Here is a 22056-nt window from a genome sequence, read left to right as displayed (position 1 = left end):
CGGTGCGACTGTGTCCGCGATCACTTTCCTGTGGCACACTGCCCGCATGTCGGAGCTGGGGGGTGGGGCATGAGCGAGCCGCGGTCCGCCCCGACGATCGGACAACTCGTCCTCAGCAAGCAGCTCCAGGCGCTCCGCGAGCGAGCCGGTCTGGGCCGGGACCAGGCCGCCAGGCTGCTGCGCGTCGCGCCGGCCACCATCCGCCGGATGGAGATGGCCGAGGTCGGGCTCAAGATCCCGTACGTGCAGATCCTGCTGTCGGCGTACGGCGTGTCCGACGAGGAGGTGGCGACCTTCCTCCACCTCGCCGAGGAGGCCAACCGGCCGGGCTGGTGGCAGCGCTTCCACGACATACTGCCGGGCTGGTTCGGCGGCCACGTCAGCCTCGAAGAGGCCGCCAGGACCATCCGGTGCTACGAGCCGCACTTCGTACCGGGCCTGCTCCAGACCGAGGAGTACGCCCGGACGATCCTGACCAACGGCGAGGTCGGGCGGAGCGATCCGAACCGGATCGACCGCCATGTCGCGCTCCGCATGGAGAGACAGACGCTGCTGACCAGGCCCGGCGCGCCCGTCTTCTGGGCGATTCTGGACGAGACGGTGCTACGGCGCCGCGTCGGGTCGCCCGCCGCGATGCGGGCACAGATCGACCGGCTGCTGGAGGCGGCCGAACTGCCGAACGTGACAATCCAGTTGGCCGAGTTCGCCGCCGGACACCACCCCGGCACGTACAGCCCCTTCGTCGTCTTCCGCTTCGCCGTCCCCGAGATGCCCGACATGGTCTACGTCGAGTACCTGACGGGCGCCCTCTACCTCGACGGCCGCCGCGAGGTGTCTGAGCACAAGGAGGCGATGGACCGCATGGCCGCGCACGCGGAACCGGCGCGGCGGACCATGCGGATCCTCTCCGACTTCCGCAAGGAGCTGTGAGCCGGCGGGGCCGGCTCACCACGCGTTCAGAAGGACGTACGGTGCGCGGCGTGCGGTGACGGGGACGGGTGCGCCTGGGGCGCGATCAGTACGTCGAAGAGGGCGCGGCCCGCGATCATGGCGTGCCGCATCGTCTCGGCGTCCCCCGCCTCCGTACCCGAACCCGGGCTCATACCCGGGCTCGTACCGGGATCCGTACCCGCGCCTGTACCCGTGCCGGCCTGTCGCGCCGCGGCGTCCAGTAGTCGCGCGCCCTCCACCTGCTCCGGGTGGTGCACGGACAGCGCCTCGAACTGGCGGGCGCGGGACTCGGCGGGGAAACCCCGGTCGACCGCGAGCCGGTTCAGCAGGAGGTTCGCCTTCGCCGCGACCGCGCCGGGGCAGTCGACGAACTGCTCCTGGAGGCCGGCCCACTGCGCCCGGTACTGCGCGCGCTCCGGCTCGGGAAGCTCCTTGAGGCGCAGCGCGTGGAAGTGCCGCAGCCGCGCCGCCAGTTCCCGCTCGGCCGCCTTCGGGTCGCCGTGGTGGTGTGCGGTCACCCGGTCGTACTCGGGGCCGAAGCGGTGTCGTAAGTCCTTCTGGAGGCCGCCCTCGCCGGCCGCCCGGTTCGACACCGGGCGGGCGAGCAGCAGCGCGGTGATGATCGCCACCGGCACCACCAGGAGAGCGAGTGTGGTCACAGACATGGGTCCCGCCTTTCGCAGAGCTGCTGAGCTACCAGCCTCATTGCTACGGATTGTTACCGAGACGGGAGGGCGTAAACGCGTTCGGTCACGAAGAGCACGAAGAGCGCGAAGAGGTGGCATGAAGAGGTGGCACGAAGAGGTGGCACGCAGAGATGGCAGCTCGCTCGAACGGATGATCGTGGACGAGAGGCGGGTTTGTCCCCGAAGTGCTCGGGCAGACGGGCTGGCGTCAGCGATTTCGACACTTCAGGGAGCGCGACATGACCGCCGGCAAGAAGACCTCCGCGAAGACCGATCAGGTCAAGGGTGCGATCAAGGAAACCGTCGGTCGAGCGGTCGGCAACGAGCGGCTGACCGCCGAGGGCAGGGCCGAGCGCGCCAAGGGCGACGTCCGCGAAGCGGGCGAGAAGACCAAGGACGCGTTCAAGCGATGAGCGCGTGGCCCGGCCCCTCCGGCAGAGGCGGCCGTGTGTGCAGAGACCTCGGGCGGTGGCCCGGCCGTACGGCACTCCGGTGACCTGTACGGCCGGGCCATCGCCCTTTCAGGCAGTTCAGGCCTTGGCGGGCCTCCGGCCCCGTTGCGTGCGCACGTACGCACTCCTACGTTTCTCCCCATGCTCACCAAACAGCAAGCAGCGGAAGCAGTCCGTGGCGCCAAGGCCGAACTCGGTCTGACCTGGGCGCAGCTCGCCGAAGCGGTCGGCCGGCCCGTGGCCTGGACCACCGCCGCGCTGCTCGGGCAGCACCCGATGAGTACGGAGCAGGCCGAGGCCGCCGCGTCGCTCCTCGATCTCGGCAAGGACGCCGTGCAGGCGTTCCGGCTCCAGCCGACGCGTGGCGCGCTCGACTCGGCGGTACCGGTCGATCCGACCGTCTACCGGCTCTACGAGGTCATCCAGGTGTACGGGCCGACCATCAAGGAGCTGATCCACGAGGAGTGCGGTGACGGCATCATGAGCGCCATCAACTTCCGGCTGGACGTGAAGCGCGTGCCCGACCCGGCGGGTGACCGGGTGGTCATCACGCTCGACGGGAAGTACCTGCCCTACCAGTGGTGAGTGGCAGGCGAGCCGGCAGGCGACGGGCGACACGCGACAGACGAAAGGAAAGGGGCCCGGTCGGCTGTGTGCCGACCGGGCCCCTTCCCCGGTGGAGCTGGGTGGAACTCGGTGGAGAAGGACGGAAGGTCAGTCCGTGACCTCGATACGGCCGCCCTGCGCCGTCCCGTTGGCCTCCGCGCCCGCGGCCGTGCCGGACGCGGCAGCGCCGGACGTGGTCGCCGCCGGGGCCGTCGTCAGGGACTTGCCGGCCGTCATGCCCTTCAGCAGCTCCGCGAGGTCGACGCCCGTGGTGGAGCTGAGGAGTTCGACGCCCTGGGCGACGTTGTCCGCGACCGTACGGGCGAGCTGGCCCGCGCCGTCGGTGGAGATGACCGTCATCTTGTCCACCGCGCTCAGCGGCTCGGACGCCTTCGCCACCACCGTCGGCAGCACCTCGACGAGCATCTGGAGGACGGCCGCGTCGCCGTACCGCGCGAACGCGTCCGCCTTCTTGTGCATGGCCTCCGCCTCGGCCGACCCCTTCGCGGCGATCGCGGCGGCCTCCGACTCACCCTCGATCCGTACGGCGGCGGCGAGCGCGGCGCGGTGCGCCTTCTCGCCCTCACCGGTGAGACGGGAGCGCTCGGCGTCCGCCTCGGCCTGCTTGACCAGGGCGATACGGCGGGCCTCCGCCTCCTGCTCGGCCTGGTAGCGGGCGGCGTCGGCGGGCTTACGGACCTTCGTGTCCAGCTCGCGGTCGGTCAGCGCGGCCTGGCGCTCGGCCACCTTCTCCTGCTCCATCAGCACGTCCTGCTCGCGCGCGGCCTGGGCCAGCGGGCCCGCCGCCGCGGCCCGCGCCACGGCCTCGTCCGTCTCGGCCTTGATCTCGGCCTGCTTGAGCTGGAAGGTCCGCTGGGCGATCGCGATCTCTTCCTCGGCCTTCAGCCGCGCCTGTTCGGCCGCGCGCCGCGAGACGGCCTCCGCGATGTCGGCCTCCTGCTTGGCGCGGGCGGCCTCGGGGCGGCCGAGGTCCTCCAGGTACGAGCCCTCGGTCGTGATGTCCTGGATCTGGAAGGCGTCCAGCACCAGGCCCTGCCCGGACAGGCTGGCCTCCGCCTCCTCCGCGACCTGACCGGCGAAGGCCGCGCGGTCGCGGATGATGTCCTCGACCGACATCCGGCCGACGATGGAGCGCAGGGCACCCGAGAGGACTTCCTGGGTGAAGCCGACGATGCCGCCCTGCTGCTGGAGGAAGCGCTGGGCCGCGGCCCGGATGGAGTCCTCCGTGCCGCCGACCTTGACGATGGCGACGCCTTCGAGGTTGGCCTTCACCCCGCGCAGGGTGACCGCGCCGCGTACCGCGATCGGGATGTGGCGGCTGGACAGGTCGAGGGTGAACTTCTGCTGGACGAACGGGACGACGAAGACGCCACCGCCCACCACGACCTTCTGGCCGCTGTTGTCGATGGAGATCCGGCCTGTGTCGGGATCGGTCGACTTCTTGCCGCGCCGGCCGGTGACGATGAACGCCTCGCTGGGGCCCGCGACCTTGTAGCGCGTGATGACGACCAGGGCCAGCAGAACGACGAGTACGACGATCCCCAGCACGGCGATGACGACTGGACTCATGGGGCTCTCTCCCTTGCCTCCCGGGGGACGGCAGATCGGAACGGTTCGCACGGCGGTGGTGCGTCATGTGCCGTGCGATGTAATGGGCGTGGGGAGTGTGCCGGTGACCCGGTACGGCGCCGCCCAGCGCCGTACCCCGTCGGTCAGCGTTGGACCGGGCGTACGGAGACGGAACTCGCCGAGAGCGTCGCCTCCACCCAGATCTCCGTGCCGTACGCCACCGGCTCCGCGCACTTGGCGGAGAACTTCACCGGCTGCCCGCCGAGCCGCAGCAGCACCTCGCCGTACCCGGTGGCCGGAATCGCCGTGACCACCGTGCCCGACGAGCCCACGAGGTCGGCGCCGCGCGGAGTGACGGACGTCTGGTCGCGCATCAGCGCCTTGCTGAACTTCCAGGTCAGCCAGCCGGCACCGACACCGGCCGCCGCCCCCACAGCGACAGCCGGGCCGGTACCGAGTTGAGTGGTGCCGAGGACGAGTGCGCCGCCGAAGCCGAGCATCGACACGAATCCGGCGATCACGGGCAGGGACAGCAGACCGTCGAAGAGTCCGTCCAGGACCCCGACCCCGTCGAAGAGCCCTTCGAGCACCCCGTCGAAGATGAGAGACAGGACGAGCAGCACGATCCCCGCGATGCCGATACCAAGAAACAAGGTCATCGGATCAACCTCCCCCACTGGCGCGATGTCCTCGGCCAGAGCTCTATCGTCGCATGTTTGACCGGAACTCGACATTGCCGGTTTCCGGCAGTCTTAACGCGTTCTTGATGCCGGTAGCCGTGCCGACGGCATCCCGGTGGCCGCGCGGAAGCCACGAAGGTCCCGGGCGGATCACCGTTCGGTTCCCGGACCGTCTCAGAAGGTTTTGGCCGGCCAGTCCATGAGCCTGGCCCCGATCACGGCCGTCTGCAAGGCATAACGGTGCATCGGATCGCCCGGGTCGGCGCCGGTGAGCCGGTGGATCCGCTCCAGGCGGTACGTCAGCGCCCGTACGCTCAACGACAGCCGCCGCGCCGCCTCCGCCGCCACACACCCCGCGTCGAAGTAGACGGACAGCGTTTCGAGGAGCGGCCCGGCGCCGCCGCGCGCCGCCTCCAGCGGGCCGAGCGTGTGGAGCACCAGGTCCGTCATGGCCTGCCGGTCGCGGTTCAGGACCGGATAGACCAGCAGATCGGCGGCGCGCAGCACGGGACCGTCCAGATCGAGCCGTTCGGCGAGGTCGAGCACGCTCAGCGCCTCCTCGTACGACTGCACCACCCCGCCCACCCCCGGCTGCGGCCGGCCGACGGCGACCCGGCCGCCGTCCGTCGCCGCGAACGCCTGCTTGGCGAAGTACGTCAGCACCTCGCCCTGGTCACCGGGCGCGATGCACACCAGCCGCCCCGCCTTGGTCGTGAGCAGCACGCTGCGGTCCCCGAACCGCCCGATCAGGGCCTGCTCCACGGAGCGCGGAACGGCGTCCTCCTCGTCGTACGCGACCCACCCCTCCGCGACCGCCACGGCGTGCTCGTACGACAGCCGCAGCCCGAACCGCTCGGCGCGCTCCGCCAGCCGTCCCAGATCGCTGCGCCCGTACAGCAGGTCGTCGATGAACTCCCGGCGCGCGGCGGCCTCCTGCCGTACGGCGAGGCGCTGCGCCCGCTCGTACCCCTCGGCGAACGCGTCCACGGCCTGCTCGACGGCGGCGAGCACCCGGTCCGCGGTGCCGCTGTCCGCCCCGCCGACGGGCCAGTGCGCCCGCGCCGCCGACAGATGCGCCCCGACCAGAGCCCGCAGGGCGAACCCGGCCTCGGCCGCCTGTTCCCCCAGCTCACGCCGGGCGAGCAACTCCTCCCGGCTGAGCCTGCGTCCGGTGGCGGCGACGGCCACCAGGATGCGGGCGTACCCCTCCATGTACTCGTCGGGTATCCCGTGCCCTGTCACGCCTGCTCCTGGCCTGTCGACGACTTGAGGGACCGGAACCGGCCCCCGCCTTTCTAGCAAGGATTCCTCAAGGGTCCGTCAAGGCTTCCGTCCGCGGGGCGGGGCATGGAGGGGGAGCACACGCACAGGGGAGCACGAGCACACTCACTCACACGTACTACGGGGGAATCATGTCTGTGTTGGGTACGTCCGCCGCGCCGCTGCCTGTACCGGCGACCGCGCCGGTGCCGGTGCCGGTGGAGAACCGTCAGTGGCTGACCCTGGTCGAGCGCAAGAAGGTCCTGGCCGTGGCGCACACCGTCACGTACGCGAAGCGCCTGCTCGACGTCCTGTCGCTGCTGGAGTCGGACTTCCGCGTCCAGGTGGTCTTCACGGCGCCGCCGCACGCCTTCGGGGGCGAGGTGCCGCAGTTCCTCGGACGGCTCGGGAGCCCGCTGCTGCCGTGGGACGAGGCCACGAGGACGACGTTCGACCTCGCCCTCACGGCGGGGCCACGCGGCGTGGAGCAGGTGCGCGCCCCGCTGATCACGCTGCCGCACGGCGCCAATTACGTGAAGCGGCTGACCGGCGGTCCTGACGCGGGGGTGGCCGGGCTCCGGCGGCGCGACCTGGTCCCCGGCGGGGTGATGCCGGCCGCCGTCGTCGTACCGCACCACGACGACCTGCGCGAACTGGCCCGGCACTGCCCCGAGGCGCTGCCGGTCGCCCAGGTCGTGGGCGACCCCGTGCACGACCGGATCACGGCGAGCCTGCCACTGCGGGCCGCGTACCGCCGTGCGCTCGGTATCGGCAAGAAGCAGAAGCTGGTGGTCGCCGTCTCGACGTGGGGGCCCCGGTCGGCGTTCGGCGGGTTCGAGACGCTGCTGCCGCGGCTGATCACGGAACTGCCGTCCGCGCGCTACCGTACGGCCGTCCTCGTCCACCCCAACGTCTGGTCCGGACACGGGCCCTGGCAGGTCAGGGCGTGGCTGGCGTGGTGCGTCCAGCACGGGATCGGGCTCGTGCCGCCCGAGGCGGACTGGCGCAGCGTGCTGATCGCCGCAGATCACGTCATAGGGGACCACGGCTCGGTGACCGTGTACGCGACGCTCACGGGAGCCCCGGTGCTGCTGGCCTCCTCGCCCGAGCCGGAGATCAATCCGGCGTCCCCGGCCGCCGCGCTCGCGGTCACCGCTCCCGCGCTGTCCCCGGCCCACCCGCTCGTCGGCCAGCTCGACTACGCGGCGGCCGAGTACCGGCGGGACGAACACGCGGCGATCTCCGCGCGCATCACCTCGGAGCCCGGCCGCTTCAACCGGAACATGCGGCGCCTGATGTACCAGGTCCTGGGCCTCGGACAGCCGGCGCACGAGCCGGTCACGGTCCCGCTGCCGGATCCGAGCCTGCCGGACGCCTGGGGAACGGTTCGGCGGGAGGTGTCGGCATGACGGGCTTCGTCGCGCACTTCGTGGCCGTCGACTGGGCCGGACCGGGCGGTACGGAGCCCTGGGGACCGATGCCGATGCCGGCGGGAGGTACGGCGCAGTGGAGCCCGGTGGGCGGTACGGTCCTCGCTCTGCCCGACCGGGCACTCGTCGCCCGTATCGCTCCCGCCTGCGCCGGGGAGGGGTGGTGCGCCGCGCCTCTCGACGAGCATCTGGCCGTCGACGCCGACGCCTGCCGGGATCCGCGCCGTCTGGAGTGCGCCGACGTACTCCAGACGGGCCGGTCGCGGCCGCTCGCCGGCGCCCTGCGATGGCTCGCGGAGACCAGGGCCGCCCACCCCGGCGCCCGGTTGATCGCGGCGCCGCTCTCCGGCGGCGGCTGGATGGCGGCCGGGGGCGACGGCGAGCGGTGTGTCGTCCTCCTCCCGTACGGGACGGCTTCCCGCCCTGCACCTCCCCGGTGGTCGCTGGTCCCGTCCTGCCTGCACGGCTGGCTGGTGGCGGGCCACTCGCTGCGTGAGCTGAGAGACCTGCGTGAGCGGCGACTCAGCCCGTCCCCCGTGAACGGAGGCTGAGCCGGAGTCTGTGGGCGTCGGCAGGGCTGGTGGTCTCGTACAGCGCGAGCGCTCTGGTGTGGTGATCGCCGGTCCCGCCGGTGCCTGCGGTCACGTCGTGCTCCAGGGCGCTGTCGCCGAGCATTTCCAGCGTGCGTGCCTGCCAGTGCGCAGCCCCTGAGGAGGTGAACACGGCGAGCGCCTTGTCCAGTTCGGCCACGCCCGCCGCGTACGCGCCTCCGGCGGCGCGGGCGCGCCCCAGGAAGGCGAGGGCGCGGGCAGCGTCGTGCGGGTCGTGCACGGCGAGCAGGCCTTCGCGGGCCTGGCCGAAGAGGGCGAGAGCGCCCGCGTGGTCGGCGTCCGCGAGGGCGAGTTCGCCGAGCACGATCCGCGCCAGCGCCGCGCCACGCGGATAGCCACACCCCTCCCATACCTCGATGGCGCAATGCAGGTACGAGGCGGCCTCGGCCGGACGTTCCGCCTCCCGGTGGCAGGAGCCGAGGCCCAGGAGGGCCTGCCCCTCGTCCCGTACGTCGCCCGCCTCACGCGCCGCCCGCAGCGAGGCCGTGTACCACTCGGCCGCGTCGTCGGTCCGCCCGGCGGCGCTCAGACCGATCGCCCCCGAGTTGAGCATCTGCCGCTCGCCGTCCCGGTCACCGGCGCGCCGGGCGGCGTCCCGGCCGATCTCGTGGGCCTCGATCCACAGGTCGTAGTGGCGTAATCGGAGGAACAACGGCCAGAGGGCGTCGACCAGTTGCCAGGACGTCGCGTACCAGCCACGCTCCGCCGAGGTCCGTACCGCGGCCATGAGATCCATCCGGTGGGCGTCCAGCCAGCCGAGCGCACCGACGTCGTCGGCGTACGGCAGCGGCTCCCGTTCCGGCCCCGGCCCCGGCCCCGGCCCCGGCCCTGGCCCTGGCCCGGGGCCGTAGGCGCTCCGCAAGGTGAACTGGGCAGGTGTCAGCCGCTTCTGGGCCTCCGTCGCCGTACGCAGATACCAGTCGCAGACCCGGCGCAGCGCCTCCTCGCGGGCAGCGCCGGTGTCGTCCGCGAGTGCGCGGTCCCGGGCATGGATACGGACCAGGTCGTGGAAGCGGCAGGTGTCCGGTCCGATGTCCTCGACGAGATTGGCCTCGATCAGTTCGTCCAGCCGCCGCTCCGCCCACTCCAGTGACTCGGCGCAGACCGCGGCGGCCGTCCAGGCGTCGAAGGTGCGCACGGGCAGCACGCCGAGCCGCCGGTAGAGCAGCGCGGACTCCGCGCTCAGCACCGCGTACGACACGTCCAGGGCCTTGCGCACGGTGGCTTCCCCTTCTCCTGCGGCGTCGATCGCGGCCAGGCGGCCCGCTTCGTGGGCGAGTGCGTGGGCGAGCGTCCTCAGCGGCTGTCTGGGCCGCGACGCCAGCCGTGCGGAGGCGAGACAGAGGGCGAGGGGCAGCCCGGCGCAGAGGGCCACCACCTGGCGCGCGGAGGGCAGTTCGTCGGCAACCCGGTCCGCGCCGATGCCCTGCGACAGCAACTCCACGCCCGCCGCCGCCCCGAGCACCCCGAGCGGATGGAACCGGGCCCCGTCGAGCCGGAGCCCGGTCAGCCGGCGGCGGCTGGTCACCACGACGAGGGTGCCGGGACCGCCGGTGAGTAGAGGTTTCACCTGGGCCGCGGTCAGCGCGTTGTCGAGCACCACGGCGATCCGCAGCCCGGCGGAGCGTGACCGCCAGAGCGAGGCCAACTCCGCCAGGTCGGCGGGGACCGACCTGGCGCCGAGCGCCCGGAGGAAGTGCCCCAGGATCTCGCCGGGCCGTACCGGGTCACCGACCGAGTGGCCGCGCAGGTCGGCGTACAACTGGCCGTCGGGAAAATCGGGCTGGAGTTCGCGGAGCCAGCGCGACACCAGGGTCGTCTTGCCGATCCCCGCCGGCCCGGTGACCACGATCAGGGGCCGGTCCCCGTCGTCCGCGCGCAGGGCGTCGAGGGCGGCCAGGTCGTCGCTCCGGCCGGTGAAGTGCGAGGGCACGGGTAGCAGTTGCCGGGGCCTCGGCGCAGGTACGTCGTCCACGGCTGCCGCATGCAGATGGATCCCGCCCTGTACGGAACCGGCCTGCACCGTCGGCCCGTACAACCGCGCATCCCCGCCGATGGTGTTGCCCCGGCCTTCCTCGCGCGCCGCGTCCATCCCGCTCGCCCCCCGTCGCTCGCGTGCTGTTGCTCCTACCCAGACCCCCACCCGATCGATGCAAGGCGCACGGAGGCTGTCTGGCGGGCGACCTCCCTTCGTGCCATGCTCGGGTGAAATTGGACGAACCAGCGGGGGGCGCTGGTGGATTTCCACTTGCTCGGGCCTGTGGGACTCCGGCTGGACGGGCAGCGGCTGGAGCTGGGATCGGACAAGGAACGGGCGGTGCTGGCCGCGCTCGCGCTGGACGTGGGGCGTCCCGTCTCCATCGACACGCTCATGGGGCGGCTGTGGGACACCACACCGCCCGTACACGCGCGCGCGAACACACATACGTACGTTTCAAGGCTGCGCCGGCATCTGCGCCGGGCGGGCGACGAGCCGGGCGCTCCGCACATCGACAGCCGTGCCCACACGTACGTACTGGAGGTGGATAGCCAGCACGTCGACTGGTTCCGCTTCCAGCAACTGGTCACGCGAGCCGCCACGTTGGTCACCGATGGGGACGACGAACAGGCGCTGGCCCTGCTCACCGGCGCGGAACAGCTCTGGCAGGGCGAGGCGCTGGCCGGGCTGCCGGGCGAGTGGGCCGTGAGCGTGCGGAGAACCCTGGCGGAGCGCCGCCTCGCGGCAACGGTCTCCCGCAGCGCCGCCGGCCTGAGAACGGGCCGCTTCACGGACCTGGCCGACGAACTGCCCGCACTGGCCGACCAGCACCCGGGGGACGAGGCGATCGCGGCCCAGCTCATGCTGGCGCGGTACGGCTGTGGCAGATACACGGAGGCGTTACGGGTCCACGAGCGGATCCGGCGGCTCCTGGTGTCGGAGTACGGCTCGCGTCCCGGGGTGGAGCTGAACCGGATCCACCGGGGGATCCTGGAACGGGTGGCGCCGGGGGAGCTGGTACGGAGCGTGCTGGGCGCGCCGGGAAACGCACACACCTCGGGACACCCCACCGGGGCGCGGACCGACCGGGCCCCTTCGACGCTCCGTTCGTCGTCGTCCACGTCGTCCACGTCGTCCGCTCCGACCGGCCCGGGCTCGGCGCCGTCGTCGTTGCCGTCGCAGCCGTTGCCGCAGCCGCAGCCGCAGCCGTTGCCGCCCAGGAATCTGCCGCATCAGTCACCGCTGGTCGGCCGGGGGCCGGAGTTGCGGGCCCTGAGCGCCGTGATCGACACCGCGGGGACGGACGCATCGGTCATCACGCTGGAGACGGTCAGCGGAATGGCGGGGGTTGGTAAAACGGCCATCGCCGTACATATGGCGCGCCATCTCGCCGGACGGTTTCCGGCGGCGCAGCTCTACCTCGATCTACGGGCCCACTCCCCGGCCCAGGAGCCGTTGAGCCCCGCCGAGGCTCTGGCCACACTGCTACGGCTGCTCGGCGCGCCCGCCGACGAGATCCCCGTGGAACTGGAGGGCCGCACGGCGCTCTGGCGGACCATGCTGGCCGAACGCCGAGCGGTCGTCGTCCTCGACGACGCGGCCAGCGCGGCACAGGTCAGGCCGCTACTGCCCGGAGGATCGGCCTCCCTGACGATCATCACCAGCCGCCGCCATCTCGCGGGTCTTCCGTACGCGCTGCCGGTCCACCTGGACGTGCTGCCGGCCGCCGACGCGATCGCGCTCTTCCGGCGGTTCGCCGGGGAGGACCGTACGCGGGACCCCGAACAGGTGGACCGGATTGTGGGCATATGTGGATATTTGCCTCTCGCGATCGAACTGGTCGCCAACCGCTACCGCGCCCGCCCCTCCTGGACCCTCGCCACCCTCGCCGAGCGGCTGGCCAGGCCTTCGGGGCGCCTTGCTGAAATCCGGGATGCCGATCAGAGCCTGAGGCTGGCGTTCGATCTCTCGTACCGCACGCTCACCGGGTCGCAGCGCGTCGCGTTCCGCCGCCTGGGGCTGCATCCGGGTGCCGACCTCACCGTGGATGTGGCCGCAGCGCTTCTGGGCCTTCCGGAAGCGGTGGCCGAGCGATTGATCGAAGACCTGTTGGCGTGCCATTTGCTGAGGGAGCCCGAACCGGACAGATATCGGTTTCATGATCTATTGGCAGAGTATGCCCGCGGTCTGGCGATATCCGAGGACAGCGAGCGGGATTGCGAGAGCGCCCGGTGCCGTGTGATCGACTTCTATGCGCAAGCTGCTGATCGCGCTGATCGCCTGCTGTATCCACGTCGCCTGCGGACCACCGGCCGAACAGGCGCCCCGGTCGAAGCGGGTGGCCATGCCGACGTGGACGCGGCGAGGTCCTGGTTCGCCGCCGAACGTGGCAATCTGCTGGCGGCCGAGAAGTGTGCGCGTACGCATGGCCATCCGGAACGTGCCGCTCAACTGGCCTACAGCATGGCGGGTTTCCTGGACGCCGAGTGTCACTGGCAGGACGCCGCCGCCGTTCTTGAGCACGCTGTCGCCCACTGGACCGGCACGACCGACCGGCGCGCTCTCTGCCGGGCCCTGCTCTGTCTCGGTGCCACCCAGGCCAACATCGGAGGCTATGCGGAAGCCGGGGAGACCGGTCGGCGGGCACTGGACATCGCGCGGGCGACGGGGGACCGCGATGCGGAGGCGGAAATTCTTCGGATTCAGGGGGTGCTGAGCTGGCACATGGGGGAGAATCGGGCGGCCTTGGTCCACTTCCAGGACTCCTTCGCCATCAAGTCCGTATCGGGTGACATGTGGGACAAAGCGCGCGCGTACAACAATGTTGCCGTATCCCTCCTGTATCTGCTTCAGTATGATCGGGCGCTGGGACATTTCAAGAATGCTCTTGAGTCGTTCGCGGCCGCGGGAGATCGCGTGTCGGTCGGCAAGACCCTGAATAATTTGGGCGACTTACAAATACGTACGGGGGATCGGGGGGCTGCTCGTCGATCCTACGAGGAAGCTATTTCCGTGCTGGAATCCACCGGGAATCGATATGACCGGGCGACTGCTCGGGGAAGCCTCGCGGATCTGCTCATGGAGTCGGGAGAATCAGAAAGCGCTCTCTCGCTGTATCGGGAGTCCCTGATGGAATTCATCGCGCTCGGTGACAGGAAAAGTCAGGCCGACACCCTGATCGGTGTGGGTGAGGTGTACCGCAGGGCCGGTGACGGCGAAAAGGCGTCCGGGTGTTACCTGGACGCACTGGAGACAGCCCGGGCGATCGGTGCGTCGCACCAGGTAGCGCAGGTTCTACGCCGGCTCGCGCAGGTCGACTTCGCGTGCGGTCGGTTCGGCGCGGCGGCGGAACGCCTGGAGGAGGCCGTCGCCACGGCCGTCAGGACGCATGACCTCGATGAAGAAGTCGGTGCCCGAAAGGTCCTGGCGGAGGTGTGGCTCGCGGCGGGCGACGGACCGAACGCGCGGGCGCAACTCGTGCATTTGCTTAATGCTGTCCGTGGCGTCGATCCTGAGGACGGGAGCCGAATCCGGGGCCGACTCCTCGAAGTGGAGCGGCTGCTGGATGCAAAGCCGACCAAAGAGGTCGGTCAATAAGTAATCGGATCGATGCCGGATTCATTAAATCGAGCTTGTGTTTCATGATCGTCTGTATGTAACATGTCCTTGTTCTTACGTGTCGACGCGAAAGAAAAGGGCAAAATCCAGCATGAAGCACATGCTTTTTACCGTCGCGATGGGTGCACTCGTTGTCACCGCCGAGCTGGGACTCGGAATGGCAGGAGCGACGGATTCGGTGGCAGCCGAACGGCCCACCGGGATAACCGCCGGAAAGCCCGGCGCAGTGACGGCCGCGACGGCCGTCACTGCCTACAGGCGCCCCATCATGATCTTCGCGCCCTCCGGCGCCTGCCAGGGGGCCGGACCGGCCGATCTACAGGTCGTTCCCACCCCCACTCACCAGCACGCGGAGGTCGTCGACCACCCCGTGGCTCGCATGGGCCAGAGCCTCGCGTGGAGTGGGGCCTCCGGCGTAGCCGATGACCGGCATTCCCGCTGCCAGGGCCGCGGTGACGCCGGCCGGGCTGTCCTCGACGACCAGGCAGGCGGCCGGGGGGACGGCCAGGGTGCGGGCGGCGTGGAGGAAGAGGTCCGGGGCGGGCTTGCCGTGGGGGACGTCGTCGGCGCTGAAGACGCGCCCGGCGAAACGATTCCACAGGCCCGTGACCGTGAGCGAGTGCTCGATGCGGTCGTGGCCGCCGCTTGACGCGACGCAGTAGGGGAGTTGCCGGGCGTCGAGCGCGTCCAGCAGCTCCCGTACACCGGGCATGGTGAACGGGCGGGCCGTGAACGCGTCGCGGACGCGCGTGCGGTAGAGGTCCAGCCACTCCGGGCCCAGGGGGGTACGGGCGTGGGCCCGGATCTGTTCGTAGAGGTACGGTTCGGGGCGGCCCAGGAAGCGGTCGCGCACCTCGTCGGCGGTGAGCGGCCACCCCGCCTCCGACGCCAGTTCGGCGACGATGGCGGGGCCGATGCGCTCGGTGTCGACCAGGACGCCGTCACAGTCGAAGACGACGAGGCCGGTGTCCCGCGCCGGGATCAACGGGACCCCGCCGCGTCGAGGGATTCGACGGCCGCCGTGACGACCGCCTCGCGCGTCATGCCCAGCGCCGCCATCGCGTCCGACGCGGACGCCGAAATGCCGAACCCCTCGATGGTGACGGCCCGTCCGGCGTCCCCGATCAGGTCGTGCCAGCCGAAGACGGTCGCCGCCTCGACCACCACGCGGGCGCGTACGGCGGGCGGCAGGACGGCATCCCGGTACGCGGCGTCCTGCTCCGTGAACCAGTCCTTGCACGGTACGGAGACCACCCGGGCGCCGATGTTCCGGCCGGCCAGCTCCTCCCGTGCCTCCAGCGCGAGCGCCACCTCGCTGCCGCTCGCCAGCAGCAGGACGTCCGGGGTACCGGGCGCGTCGGCCACCACGTACGCGCCGCGTGCGACGCCCTCCCGTACCGCTGCCGGGTCCGTGTCCAGCACCGGCAGCCCCTGGCGGGCCAGGACGAGGCCGACCGGGCCCCGGCGGCCGAGCGCGGCGTGCCAGGCGGCGGCGGTCTCGGTGGCGTCGGCCGGGCGGACCACGGAGAGGCCGGGCATGGCGCGCAGCGAGGCGAGGTGTTCGATCGGCTGGTGCGTGGGGCCGTCGGCGCCGAGTGCCACGGAGTCGTGCGACCAGACGTGGACGACCGGCAGCCGCATGAGGGAGGCGAGGCGCAGCGAGGGGCGTTCGTAGTCGCTGAACACCAGGAAGGTTCCGGCGAAGGGGGTGTCGTAGCCGATGAGAGCGATGCCGTTCAGCGCGGCGGCCATCGCGTGCTCCCGTACACCCCAGTGGATGTTGCGCCCGGAGAGCCCGGAGAGCCCGGAGAGCCCGGAGAGCCCGGAGGAGCCCGAAGTCCCCTCCTGATCCTGCTCGTTCGCGGGGAGGAAGGAGCCGCCGGACTTGATCGTCGTACGGTTCGAGTCGCCCAGGTCGGCGCTGCCGCCCCAGAGTCGCGGGAAGCGCTCCGCCAGCGCCTGGATGACCGTGCCGGACGCGTCGCGCGGTGCGATCGCGGTGCCGGGGGTGAAGGCGGGCAGCGCGGCGGCGGTGTCGGCCGGGTCGAGCGGGCGGATCGCGTGGGCGCGGGCGGCGGCGCGCTCGGGGTGGGCCAGGGCCCACTGCTCCAGCGCCTTGTCCCAGGCGTGGTGCAGCGCCGCGCCCCGCGCGAGGGCGCCCCTGGTGTGTTCCAGGACGTCCGCCGGTACGGTGAACGGCTCCTGCGCCACGCCCAACAGCGCCTTCGTGGCGGCGACTTCGGCGGCGCCGAGCGGGGCGCCGTGCGAGGCGGGGGTGTTGGTGGCGTGCGGCGCGGGCCAGGCGATCTGCGACGTCAGCACGATCAGGCTGGGCCGGCCGCCGTGCGCCCCGCCGGCCGAGGCGGCGGTGAGCGCGGCGTCGAGGGCGTCGGTGTCGATGTCCCCGTCCGCGCCGAGCTCCACGCGCTGGACGAACCAGCCCTGCGCGGCGAAGCGCGCGGCCGTGTCCTCACGGGTCGCCAGGTCGGTGGTGCCCTCGATCTGGATGCTGTTGTCGTCCCAGACGACGACGAGGTTGTCCAGGCGGTGCCGTCCGGCGAGCGCGCCCGCCTCGTACGAGATGCCCTCCTGGAGGTCGCCGTCGGAGCACAGGACCCAGACCCTGCGGTCCGGGACCTCGTCGGCCGCGACCTCGTCCCCCGGCGCGCCGGCGCCCGTGCCCGTCAGCCGGGACTCGTCGCGCTTGAGTGCCATCGCCATGCCCACGGCGGTGGCCACGCCCTGACCGAGCGGGCCCGTCGTCATCTCGACACCGGTGGTGTGGCCGAGTTCGGGGTGGCCCGGGGTCAGCGAGCCGAGCTGCCGGAAGCGCCGGAGGTCGGCCAACTCCAGTCCGTAGCCGGTGAGATGGAGCTGCGTGTACTGAAGGATGCTCGCGTGCCCGCAGGACAGGACGAACCGGTCCCGGCCCTCCCACGCGGCGTCCGCCGGGTCGTGGCGTATGTGCCGCTGGAAGAGCAGGTGCGCGACGGGCGCGAGGGCGAGCGCGGTGCCGGGGTGGCCCGAACCGGCGGCCTCCACGGCGTCCATGGCGAGGGCGCGGGCCACGGCCACGGCCCGGCGGTCCGCCTCGCCGAACACGGGGGCGGCGGGGGAAGGTACGGAGGGGGCGGGGGAGGGGGCGGTCACGTCAGCTCCTTGGAGATCATGTCGTCATGATGACTTCGGACAACGTAACCCACCCCTGCTGACGGGCCCCTGGGGCCGTCGGAGCTGATCAGAGCTGATCAAGGTCCGTCCGGACGTCCTGCGTGTGACGGGAAAATTGCCTATTGACGTCTTCTGGGGTTCTGGTCATTATGACGTCTTGACGACAGAGGGACTCGATGAGGAGACCACGGATGGCCGAGCACAAGTACGCGCAGGTGCGGGATCACCTGCTGCGCCGGGTGAGCGGTCTTCCCGTGGGCGGACAACTCCCCCCGGAGGCCGCGCTCTGCGAGGAGTACGCGGTGAGCCGCATCACACTGCGCCGCGCGGTCGAGGAACTGGTCAACGACGGACACCTCATCCGTGAGCACGGCCGGGGCACCTTCGTCACCCGGCCGCGGTACGCGCTGAAGCACCGCGAGCGGTTCGTCAGCGAGGTCACCGGCTTCTTCACGCAGATGAGCAGGCAGGGTCACACGGTCACCTCCGAGGTGCTCGTCCAGAAACGGGCGCGCGCGGGCGCCCGGCTCGGCGCGGCGCTGGACATCAGCCCGGCCGCGTCGGTCGTACGGTTGGAGCGGCTGCGCCGGGTGAACGGCGTGGTGCACCACCTCGCGGAGTCGTACGTGGAGGAGGAACGGTTCGCGGACGTCCTGACCGCGGACTTCACCACCACCTCGCTCTACGCCTACCTGCGGGCGCACCACGACGTACTGCTCGCGCGCAACGAGATCGTCGTCGGGCTGCACACGTGTGACCGGCGCGAGGCGGAGCTGCTGGAGGTCGAGGACGGGTCGCCCCTGCTGCTCGCGACCTCACGGGTGTTCGACCTCAACAGGAAACCCGTGATCCACGGGACGTCGAAGTTCCTGCCGGAGACGGCGGAGCTGTCCTTCGACATCATCGCCGACGCCGAGTGAGCGTCCCGGCGCCAGGACGCGGCGCCGGGTGGCCGAGTCAAACGTACGGAGTGTGCTGCACATGCTCAGCGAACTGCTGACCGAGGAGAAGATACGTTTCTCCAGTGAGGTCCTGGACTGGCGCCAGGCCGTCACCCAGGTCGCGGAACCCCTTCTCACCGCGGGTGACATCACCCCCGGTTATGTCGACGCCATGATCGACTCGATCGCCGCGGGCGGTACGTACATCAACCTCGGGTACGGGATCGCCCTGGCCCACGCCCGGCCCGAGGCCGGTGCCGTGCGGACCGCGATCTCGATGCTGCGGCTCACCGAGCGGCCGGCCCCGCTGCTGGACCTGCCGGAGCACGCGGTCGACCTCTACTTCTGTTTCGCGGCGGCCGACACCGCCGCGCACAGCCGGGCCATGGCGTCACTGGCCCGGATCCTGTCGGACACGGAGACCCGCGAAGCACTGCGCGACGCACGTTCCGCGGCCGATGTCACCAAGCTGATCACTCGATTCGAGGAGCGTGCTTCGAAATGACGAAGTTCCTGGCCATGTGCAGCACCGGGCTCGGCAGCAGTTTCATGGTGCGGATGAACATCGAGGACATCGTGCGGGAGCTCCAGCTCCCGGATGTCACGGTGGAACACACCGACATCAGCTCGGCCGGACCTGAGAGCGCCGATGTGTTCTTCGTCGCGAAGGACCTGGAGGATGCCGCGCAGGGGCTCGGCGATGTCGTGGTGCTCAACAGCATCATCGACAAGGACGAACTGCGCGACGCGGTCAAGTCCGCGGCCGGGCGGCACGGGCTGCTCTGACCGCCCCTGCGTCCGGACCCCTCCGAACCGTCGGGCGCGGCCGCGCAACCCCAACGCACGAGCCCGTACGACCTCGTAACGCCCCGCACGACCCCGTAAGTCCCCCCCGAACCGCACCACCGTCCCAGGAACGTCCTCGACCGGACCATGCGCCATGCGCGACACGTCACGTCATGTACGTCACGTCATGTGACACGCGCCATGCGCCATGCGTCCGGTGCGGCGGAGACCCACCGCCGACGTCCTGCCCCGTTGTGTGCCACCCCCCTTGTGGACCACCACAGCGATCACAGTGACCCACCACACCGACCTCGGCTCCGCCGTGCCCGTGGAGAGGCGTTTCCGCCATGAACAGCGTTCTGAACACCCTGCTCGACATCTTCCGTGAGCCATCCGTCATCATCGGGCTGATCGCTCTGCTGGGGCTCGTACTCCAGCGCAAGTCCCTCTCCGACACACTCAAGGGCACGATCAAGGCGTTCGTCGGATTCCTCGTGCTGGCGGCGGGTGCCGGTGTCGTCTCGGACGCCCTCACCCCCTTCGGCGACATGTTCCAGCACGCCTTCGGCGTCCAGGGCGTCGTACCGAACAACGAGGCCATCGTCGGCAAGGTCCTCACCGACTACGGCTCGCAGGCCGCGCTGATCTTCTTCTTCGGCATGGTCGTCAACGTCCTGCTGGCGCGCTTCACCCGGTTCAAGTTCATCTACATGTCCGGGCACGTCGCGCTCTACCTCTCCGCGATGATCGCCGTGATCCTCATCGCCAACGGCTTCAGCGCCTGGCAGGCCGTGCTCTGGGGCGCCCTCGCCCAAGGCATCGTCACCACCCTCTCGCCCGCGCTGGTGCAGCCGTGGATGCGGCGGGTCACCAAGCAGGACAACGTCGCACTCGGTCACACCGGTAACTTCGGTATCGCCACCAGCGGTCTGGTCGGCAAGTACCTCGGTGACACCAGGAAGTCGACCGAGGACCTGAAGATCCCCAAGAACCTCGGCTTCCTGCGCGACACCACCGTCGTCATCGCCGTGTCGATGGGCGTCATCTACCTGCTCGTGACGCTGATCGCGGGCGCCGGGTACGTCGAGGACAAGCTGAGCGGCGGCCAGTGGTTCCTGCTCTGGGCGGTCATGCAGGCCGGGAAGTTCTCCGCCGGTGTCTTCATCATCCTGGCCGGTGTCCGGGTCGTACTCGCCGAGATCATCCCCGCGTTCAAGGGCATCTCGGAGAAGCTGGTCCCCAACGCCAAGCCCGCGCTCGACGTCCCGATCGTCTTCACCTTCGCCCCGAACGCCGTGCTGATCGGCTTCCTCGCCAGCTTCGTCGGCGGCCTGATCGGCATGGGCGTGCTGGTCGCGGTCGGCGGGACGATCATCATCCCCGGCATCGTCGCGCACTTCATGACGGGCGCCGCCTCCGGCGTCATCGGCAACGCGACCGGCGGCCGGCGCGGCGCGGTGCTCGGCGCCATGACCAACGGCCTGATGATCACCTTCCTGCCGCTCCTCGTCCTGCCCTTCCTGGGCGACGTCGGCCTGGCCAACTCCACCTTCTCCGACGCGGACTTCGGCGTCTCCGGCTTCCTGCTCGGCAGCGCCGTGGGGTGGGGTCACGCCGCGGTGATCGTGCTGATCCTCGCCTCGCTGGTGGCGGTCTTCGTCGGCAGCGCGCTGACCGGCCGCCGGGAAGCCGCGAAGGCGGCGAAGGCGGATTCGGATTCGGATTCGGATTCGGACGAGGGCACGGACGAGGGCACGGGTACGGGCACGGGTACCGGTACCGGTACCGGTACCGGTACCGGTACGACGGAGGCGGCGCAGCAGCCGGTGCGTTGATGCCGGTGTCGGTGTGTCTGTCCTGAGTCCGTCCCGCGTCCGCCCCTCCCGGAATCCCGGGAGGGGCGGACCCCGCTTGTCAGGACCGGCCGCCGCTCGTCTAGCCTCCCGTCCATGCTCTGGTACGAAGCGCAAGCGAACGACAACGCCTTGCTCGTCTTCGACGGCAGTGTGCTGGAGGTGTTCGGTCTCTCCGAGACCCACCGCTACCACATCTGGCAGGAGCCCCGGCTGGAGTTCAGCGACGGTGTCCGCCCCCGGGTGACGATCATTCCGCGCAAGGGGCACCGCCTCTCGTTCGCGTACGACGCACACCGGCTGGACGGGCTGCGCGCGCTCGCGGCCCGGCTGGCGAGGATCTGAGAAGAAGAGAAAAGGAAGTGGGCCGGCGGCACCCGTCAGGCTTCGGACTCGCCGCGAGAGGCCTCGATGTGCCCGAGGTACCGGTGGGTCCAGTCGCACATCGCGTCGACCGTCGCCCGCAGGGCCCGGCCCGGCTCGGTGAGGGTGTACTCGACGCGCGGCGGCACGGTGGGGTGCACCGTCCGCTCGACCAGGCCGTTGTGCTCCATCATGCGCAGGTTCTGGGTGAGCATCTTGTGGCTGATGCCCTCGACCTCGTCGCGCACCTCGCTGAAGCGCAGGGTGCGTTCCCCCAGCGCTTCGATGATCAGGAGCGCCCACTTGTTGGCGATGTCGGAGAAGATCTCCCGCGCCAGTGAGTCCGCGCGCCTGAGGTCCGCGTCGTCGGGCGAGCCGCTGAACTGCTTGGTCACCATCAGGTTCCCCTGTTACCGAAAAGTGCGTTCTTCCATGTCAGCGCAGACTCTCCTACGGTTCCTGAGTAACCACAAGTGACCAAGGATGTCGTGGTCGGGACACCTTCGTGGTCGCGACACCTTGGCCGGGACGAGGAGGCGGGCGGCATGGCCATCACCCTGGTGAACCCCGAAGGACTGCCGGAGACCGACGTCTACCGGCAGGTGGCGATCGCGACCGGTTCGAAGCTGGTCTTCATCGCCGGGCAGGTCGCCTGGGACGCCGAGGGGGTCACGGTCGGCGAAGGCGACCTCGCCGCGCAGGTCGAGCAGTGCTACCTCAACGTCGGCACCGCCCTGGCCGGGGCCGGCGGTTCCTTCGACGACGTGGCGAAGCTGACCGTGTACGTCGTCGACTGGACCCCTGACAAGATGCCCCGGATTCTGGAGGGCATCGCGCGGGCGGCGGCGAAGCTGGGGGTCACCCCGATGGCGCCGGGCACGCTGCTGGGCGTCACGGCCCTGGACGTACCCGGCCACCTGGTGGAGGTCGAGGCCACGGCGGTCCTCGACTGAGCGGGCGGTCTCCACCTGTGGAGGGGCCGGCCCGAAGCGTAACGCCGGGCCCGCCAAAGCTGTGGCCCTTACTAAAGCGACCGCGTCTCCCGGTGCTCCCGGGCCGCCCCCACAAACCGGGTCGGGG

20 protein-coding genes are annotated in these 22056 nt (G+C 70.8%); 12 read left to right on the top strand and 8 right to left on the bottom strand.

The features are described from left to right. Positions 1–69 precede the first annotated feature (69 nt). Positions 70–930: a helix-turn-helix domain-containing protein gene (locus ACFXPL_RS23270; RefSeq protein WP_384922703.1), complete on the top strand. Its 861-nt coding sequence runs from the start codon at positions 70–72 to the stop codon at positions 928–930. Positions 931–956: 26 nt separating this feature from the next. On the opposite strand, the gene ACFXPL_RS23265 is transcribed toward ACFXPL_RS23270, so the two are convergent. After that, entirely contained in the window at positions 957–1616 is a 660-nt protein-coding gene (locus ACFXPL_RS23265; protein WP_384922700.1) for a hypothetical protein, read from the bottom strand. A 260-nt stretch (positions 1617–1876) separates the two neighbouring features. Here ACFXPL_RS23265 and ACFXPL_RS23260 point away from each other — a divergent pair, with 260 nt between their 5' ends. Together ACFXPL_RS23260 and cynS are read left to right on the top strand one after the other, a co-directional pair. Next, complete coding sequence (locus tag ACFXPL_RS23260) at positions 1877–2050, top strand: CsbD family protein (RefSeq protein ID WP_384922697.1); 174 nt, start codon at positions 1877–1879, stop codon at positions 2048–2050. Between the two features lie 180 nt (positions 2051–2230). Next, positions 2231–2674, top strand: a complete 444-nt coding sequence (gene cynS, locus ACFXPL_RS23255) for a cyanase (RefSeq protein ID WP_384922694.1) — start codon at positions 2231–2233, stop codon at positions 2672–2674. Between the two features lie 129 nt (positions 2675–2803). Here the strand turns inward: cynS and ACFXPL_RS23250 are convergent, their stop codons facing one another. The 3 genes from ACFXPL_RS23250 to ACFXPL_RS23240 form a co-directional block, all read right to left on the bottom strand. After that, positions 2804–4285 (bottom strand): flotillin family protein, encoded by a 1482-nt coding sequence (locus ACFXPL_RS23250; RefSeq protein WP_384922691.1) that lies wholly within the window; start codon positions 4283–4285, stop codon positions 2804–2806. A gap of 143 nt (positions 4286–4428) precedes the next feature. After that, positions 4429–4944 carry a hypothetical protein gene (locus ACFXPL_RS23245; protein ID WP_384922688.1) on the bottom strand — a complete coding sequence of 172 codons (516 nt, stop codon included), beginning with the start codon at positions 4942–4944 and terminating at the stop codon, positions 4429–4431. Positions 4945–5139: 195 nt separating this feature from the next. Then, the gene (locus tag ACFXPL_RS23240) at positions 5140–6207 is read right to left on the bottom strand and encodes a PucR family transcriptional regulator (RefSeq protein WP_384922685.1); all 1068 of its coding nucleotides are present in this window, start codon (positions 6205–6207) and stop codon (positions 5140–5142) included. Positions 6208–6377: 170 nt separating this feature from the next. Between ACFXPL_RS23240 and ACFXPL_RS23235 the strand changes: the two genes are divergently transcribed. Together ACFXPL_RS23235 and ACFXPL_RS23230 are read left to right on the top strand one after the other, a co-directional pair. Next, positions 6378–7634, top strand: a complete 1257-nt coding sequence (locus ACFXPL_RS23235; RefSeq protein WP_384922682.1) for a hypothetical protein — start codon at positions 6378–6380, stop codon at positions 7632–7634. Then, complete coding sequence (locus ACFXPL_RS23230) at positions 7631–8206, top strand: hypothetical protein (protein ID WP_384922680.1); 576 nt, start codon at positions 7631–7633, stop codon at positions 8204–8206. Before ACFXPL_RS23235 ends, ACFXPL_RS23230 begins: the two co-directional genes overlap by 4 nt. Here ACFXPL_RS23230 and ACFXPL_RS23225 read toward each other — a convergent pair. After that, positions 8178–10358, bottom strand: coding sequence for an ATP-binding protein (locus ACFXPL_RS23225; protein WP_384922677.1), 2181 nt, complete (start codon positions 10356–10358; stop codon positions 8178–8180). The two genes, ACFXPL_RS23230 and ACFXPL_RS23225, sit on opposite strands and share 29 nt — an antisense overlap. A gap of 144 nt (positions 10359–10502) precedes the next feature. Here ACFXPL_RS23225 and ACFXPL_RS23220 point away from each other — a divergent pair, with 144 nt between their 5' ends. Continuing rightward, positions 10503–13841, top strand: a complete 3339-nt coding sequence (locus ACFXPL_RS23220; RefSeq protein ID WP_384922674.1) for a BTAD domain-containing putative transcriptional regulator — start codon at positions 10503–10505, stop codon at positions 13839–13841. 337 nt (positions 13842–14178) lie between these two features. On the opposite strand, the gene ACFXPL_RS23215 is transcribed toward ACFXPL_RS23220, so the two are convergent. Beyond that, positions 14179–14847, bottom strand: coding sequence for an HAD family hydrolase (locus ACFXPL_RS23215; RefSeq protein ID WP_384922671.1), 669 nt, complete (start codon positions 14845–14847; stop codon positions 14179–14181). Further along, entirely contained in the window at positions 14844–17012 is a 2169-nt protein-coding gene (locus ACFXPL_RS23210; RefSeq protein WP_384922668.1) for a transketolase family protein, read from the bottom strand. Before ACFXPL_RS23210 ends, ACFXPL_RS23215 begins: the two co-directional genes overlap by 4 nt. Before the next feature lie 212 nt (positions 17013–17224). On the opposite strand from ACFXPL_RS23210, the gene ACFXPL_RS23205 reads away from it, so the two are divergent. From ACFXPL_RS23205 to ACFXPL_RS23185, 5 genes are all read left to right on the top strand, one after another. Continuing rightward, entirely contained in the window at positions 17225–17953 is a 729-nt protein-coding gene (locus ACFXPL_RS23205; RefSeq protein WP_384922665.1) for a GntR family transcriptional regulator, read from the top strand. Between the two features lie 28 nt (positions 17954–17981). Next, positions 17982–18479: a PTS sugar transporter subunit IIA gene (locus ACFXPL_RS23200; RefSeq protein ID WP_384922662.1), complete on the top strand. Its 498-nt coding sequence runs from the start codon at positions 17982–17984 to the stop codon at positions 18477–18479. Then, positions 18476–18760: a PTS sugar transporter subunit IIB gene (locus ACFXPL_RS23195; protein WP_384922659.1), complete on the top strand. Its 285-nt coding sequence runs from the start codon at positions 18476–18478 to the stop codon at positions 18758–18760. Before ACFXPL_RS23200 ends, ACFXPL_RS23195 begins: the two co-directional genes overlap by 4 nt. Positions 18761–19107: 347 nt before the next feature. After that, entirely contained in the window at positions 19108–20595 is a 1488-nt protein-coding gene (locus ACFXPL_RS23190; RefSeq protein WP_384922656.1) for a PTS ascorbate transporter subunit IIC, read from the top strand. Positions 20596–20709: 114 nt separating this feature from the next. Then, positions 20710–20958 carry a hypothetical protein gene (locus ACFXPL_RS23185; protein ID WP_384922653.1) on the top strand — a complete coding sequence of 83 codons (249 nt, stop codon included), beginning with the start codon at positions 20710–20712 and terminating at the stop codon, positions 20956–20958. Between the two features lie 35 nt (positions 20959–20993). Here ACFXPL_RS23185 and ACFXPL_RS23180 read toward each other — a convergent pair whose 3' ends face one another. Next, positions 20994–21374 carry a winged helix-turn-helix transcriptional regulator gene (locus ACFXPL_RS23180; protein WP_384922650.1) on the bottom strand — a complete coding sequence of 127 codons (381 nt, stop codon included), beginning with the start codon at positions 21372–21374 and terminating at the stop codon, positions 20994–20996. Between the two features lie 147 nt (positions 21375–21521). On the opposite strand from ACFXPL_RS23180, the gene ACFXPL_RS23175 reads away from it, so the two are divergent. Then, positions 21522–21929, top strand: coding sequence for a RidA family protein (locus tag ACFXPL_RS23175; protein ID WP_384922647.1), 408 nt, complete (start codon positions 21522–21524; stop codon positions 21927–21929). Positions 21930–22056: the final 127 nt, after the last annotated feature.

This window comes from Streptomyces sp. NPDC059092 (assembly GCF_042756365.1).
Taxonomy (GTDB): domain Bacteria; phylum Actinomycetota; class Actinomycetes; order Streptomycetales; family Streptomycetaceae; genus Streptomyces.
Note: the sequence above shows the minus strand (reverse complement) of the source record. Positions and strands in the feature narration are given on the sequence as shown.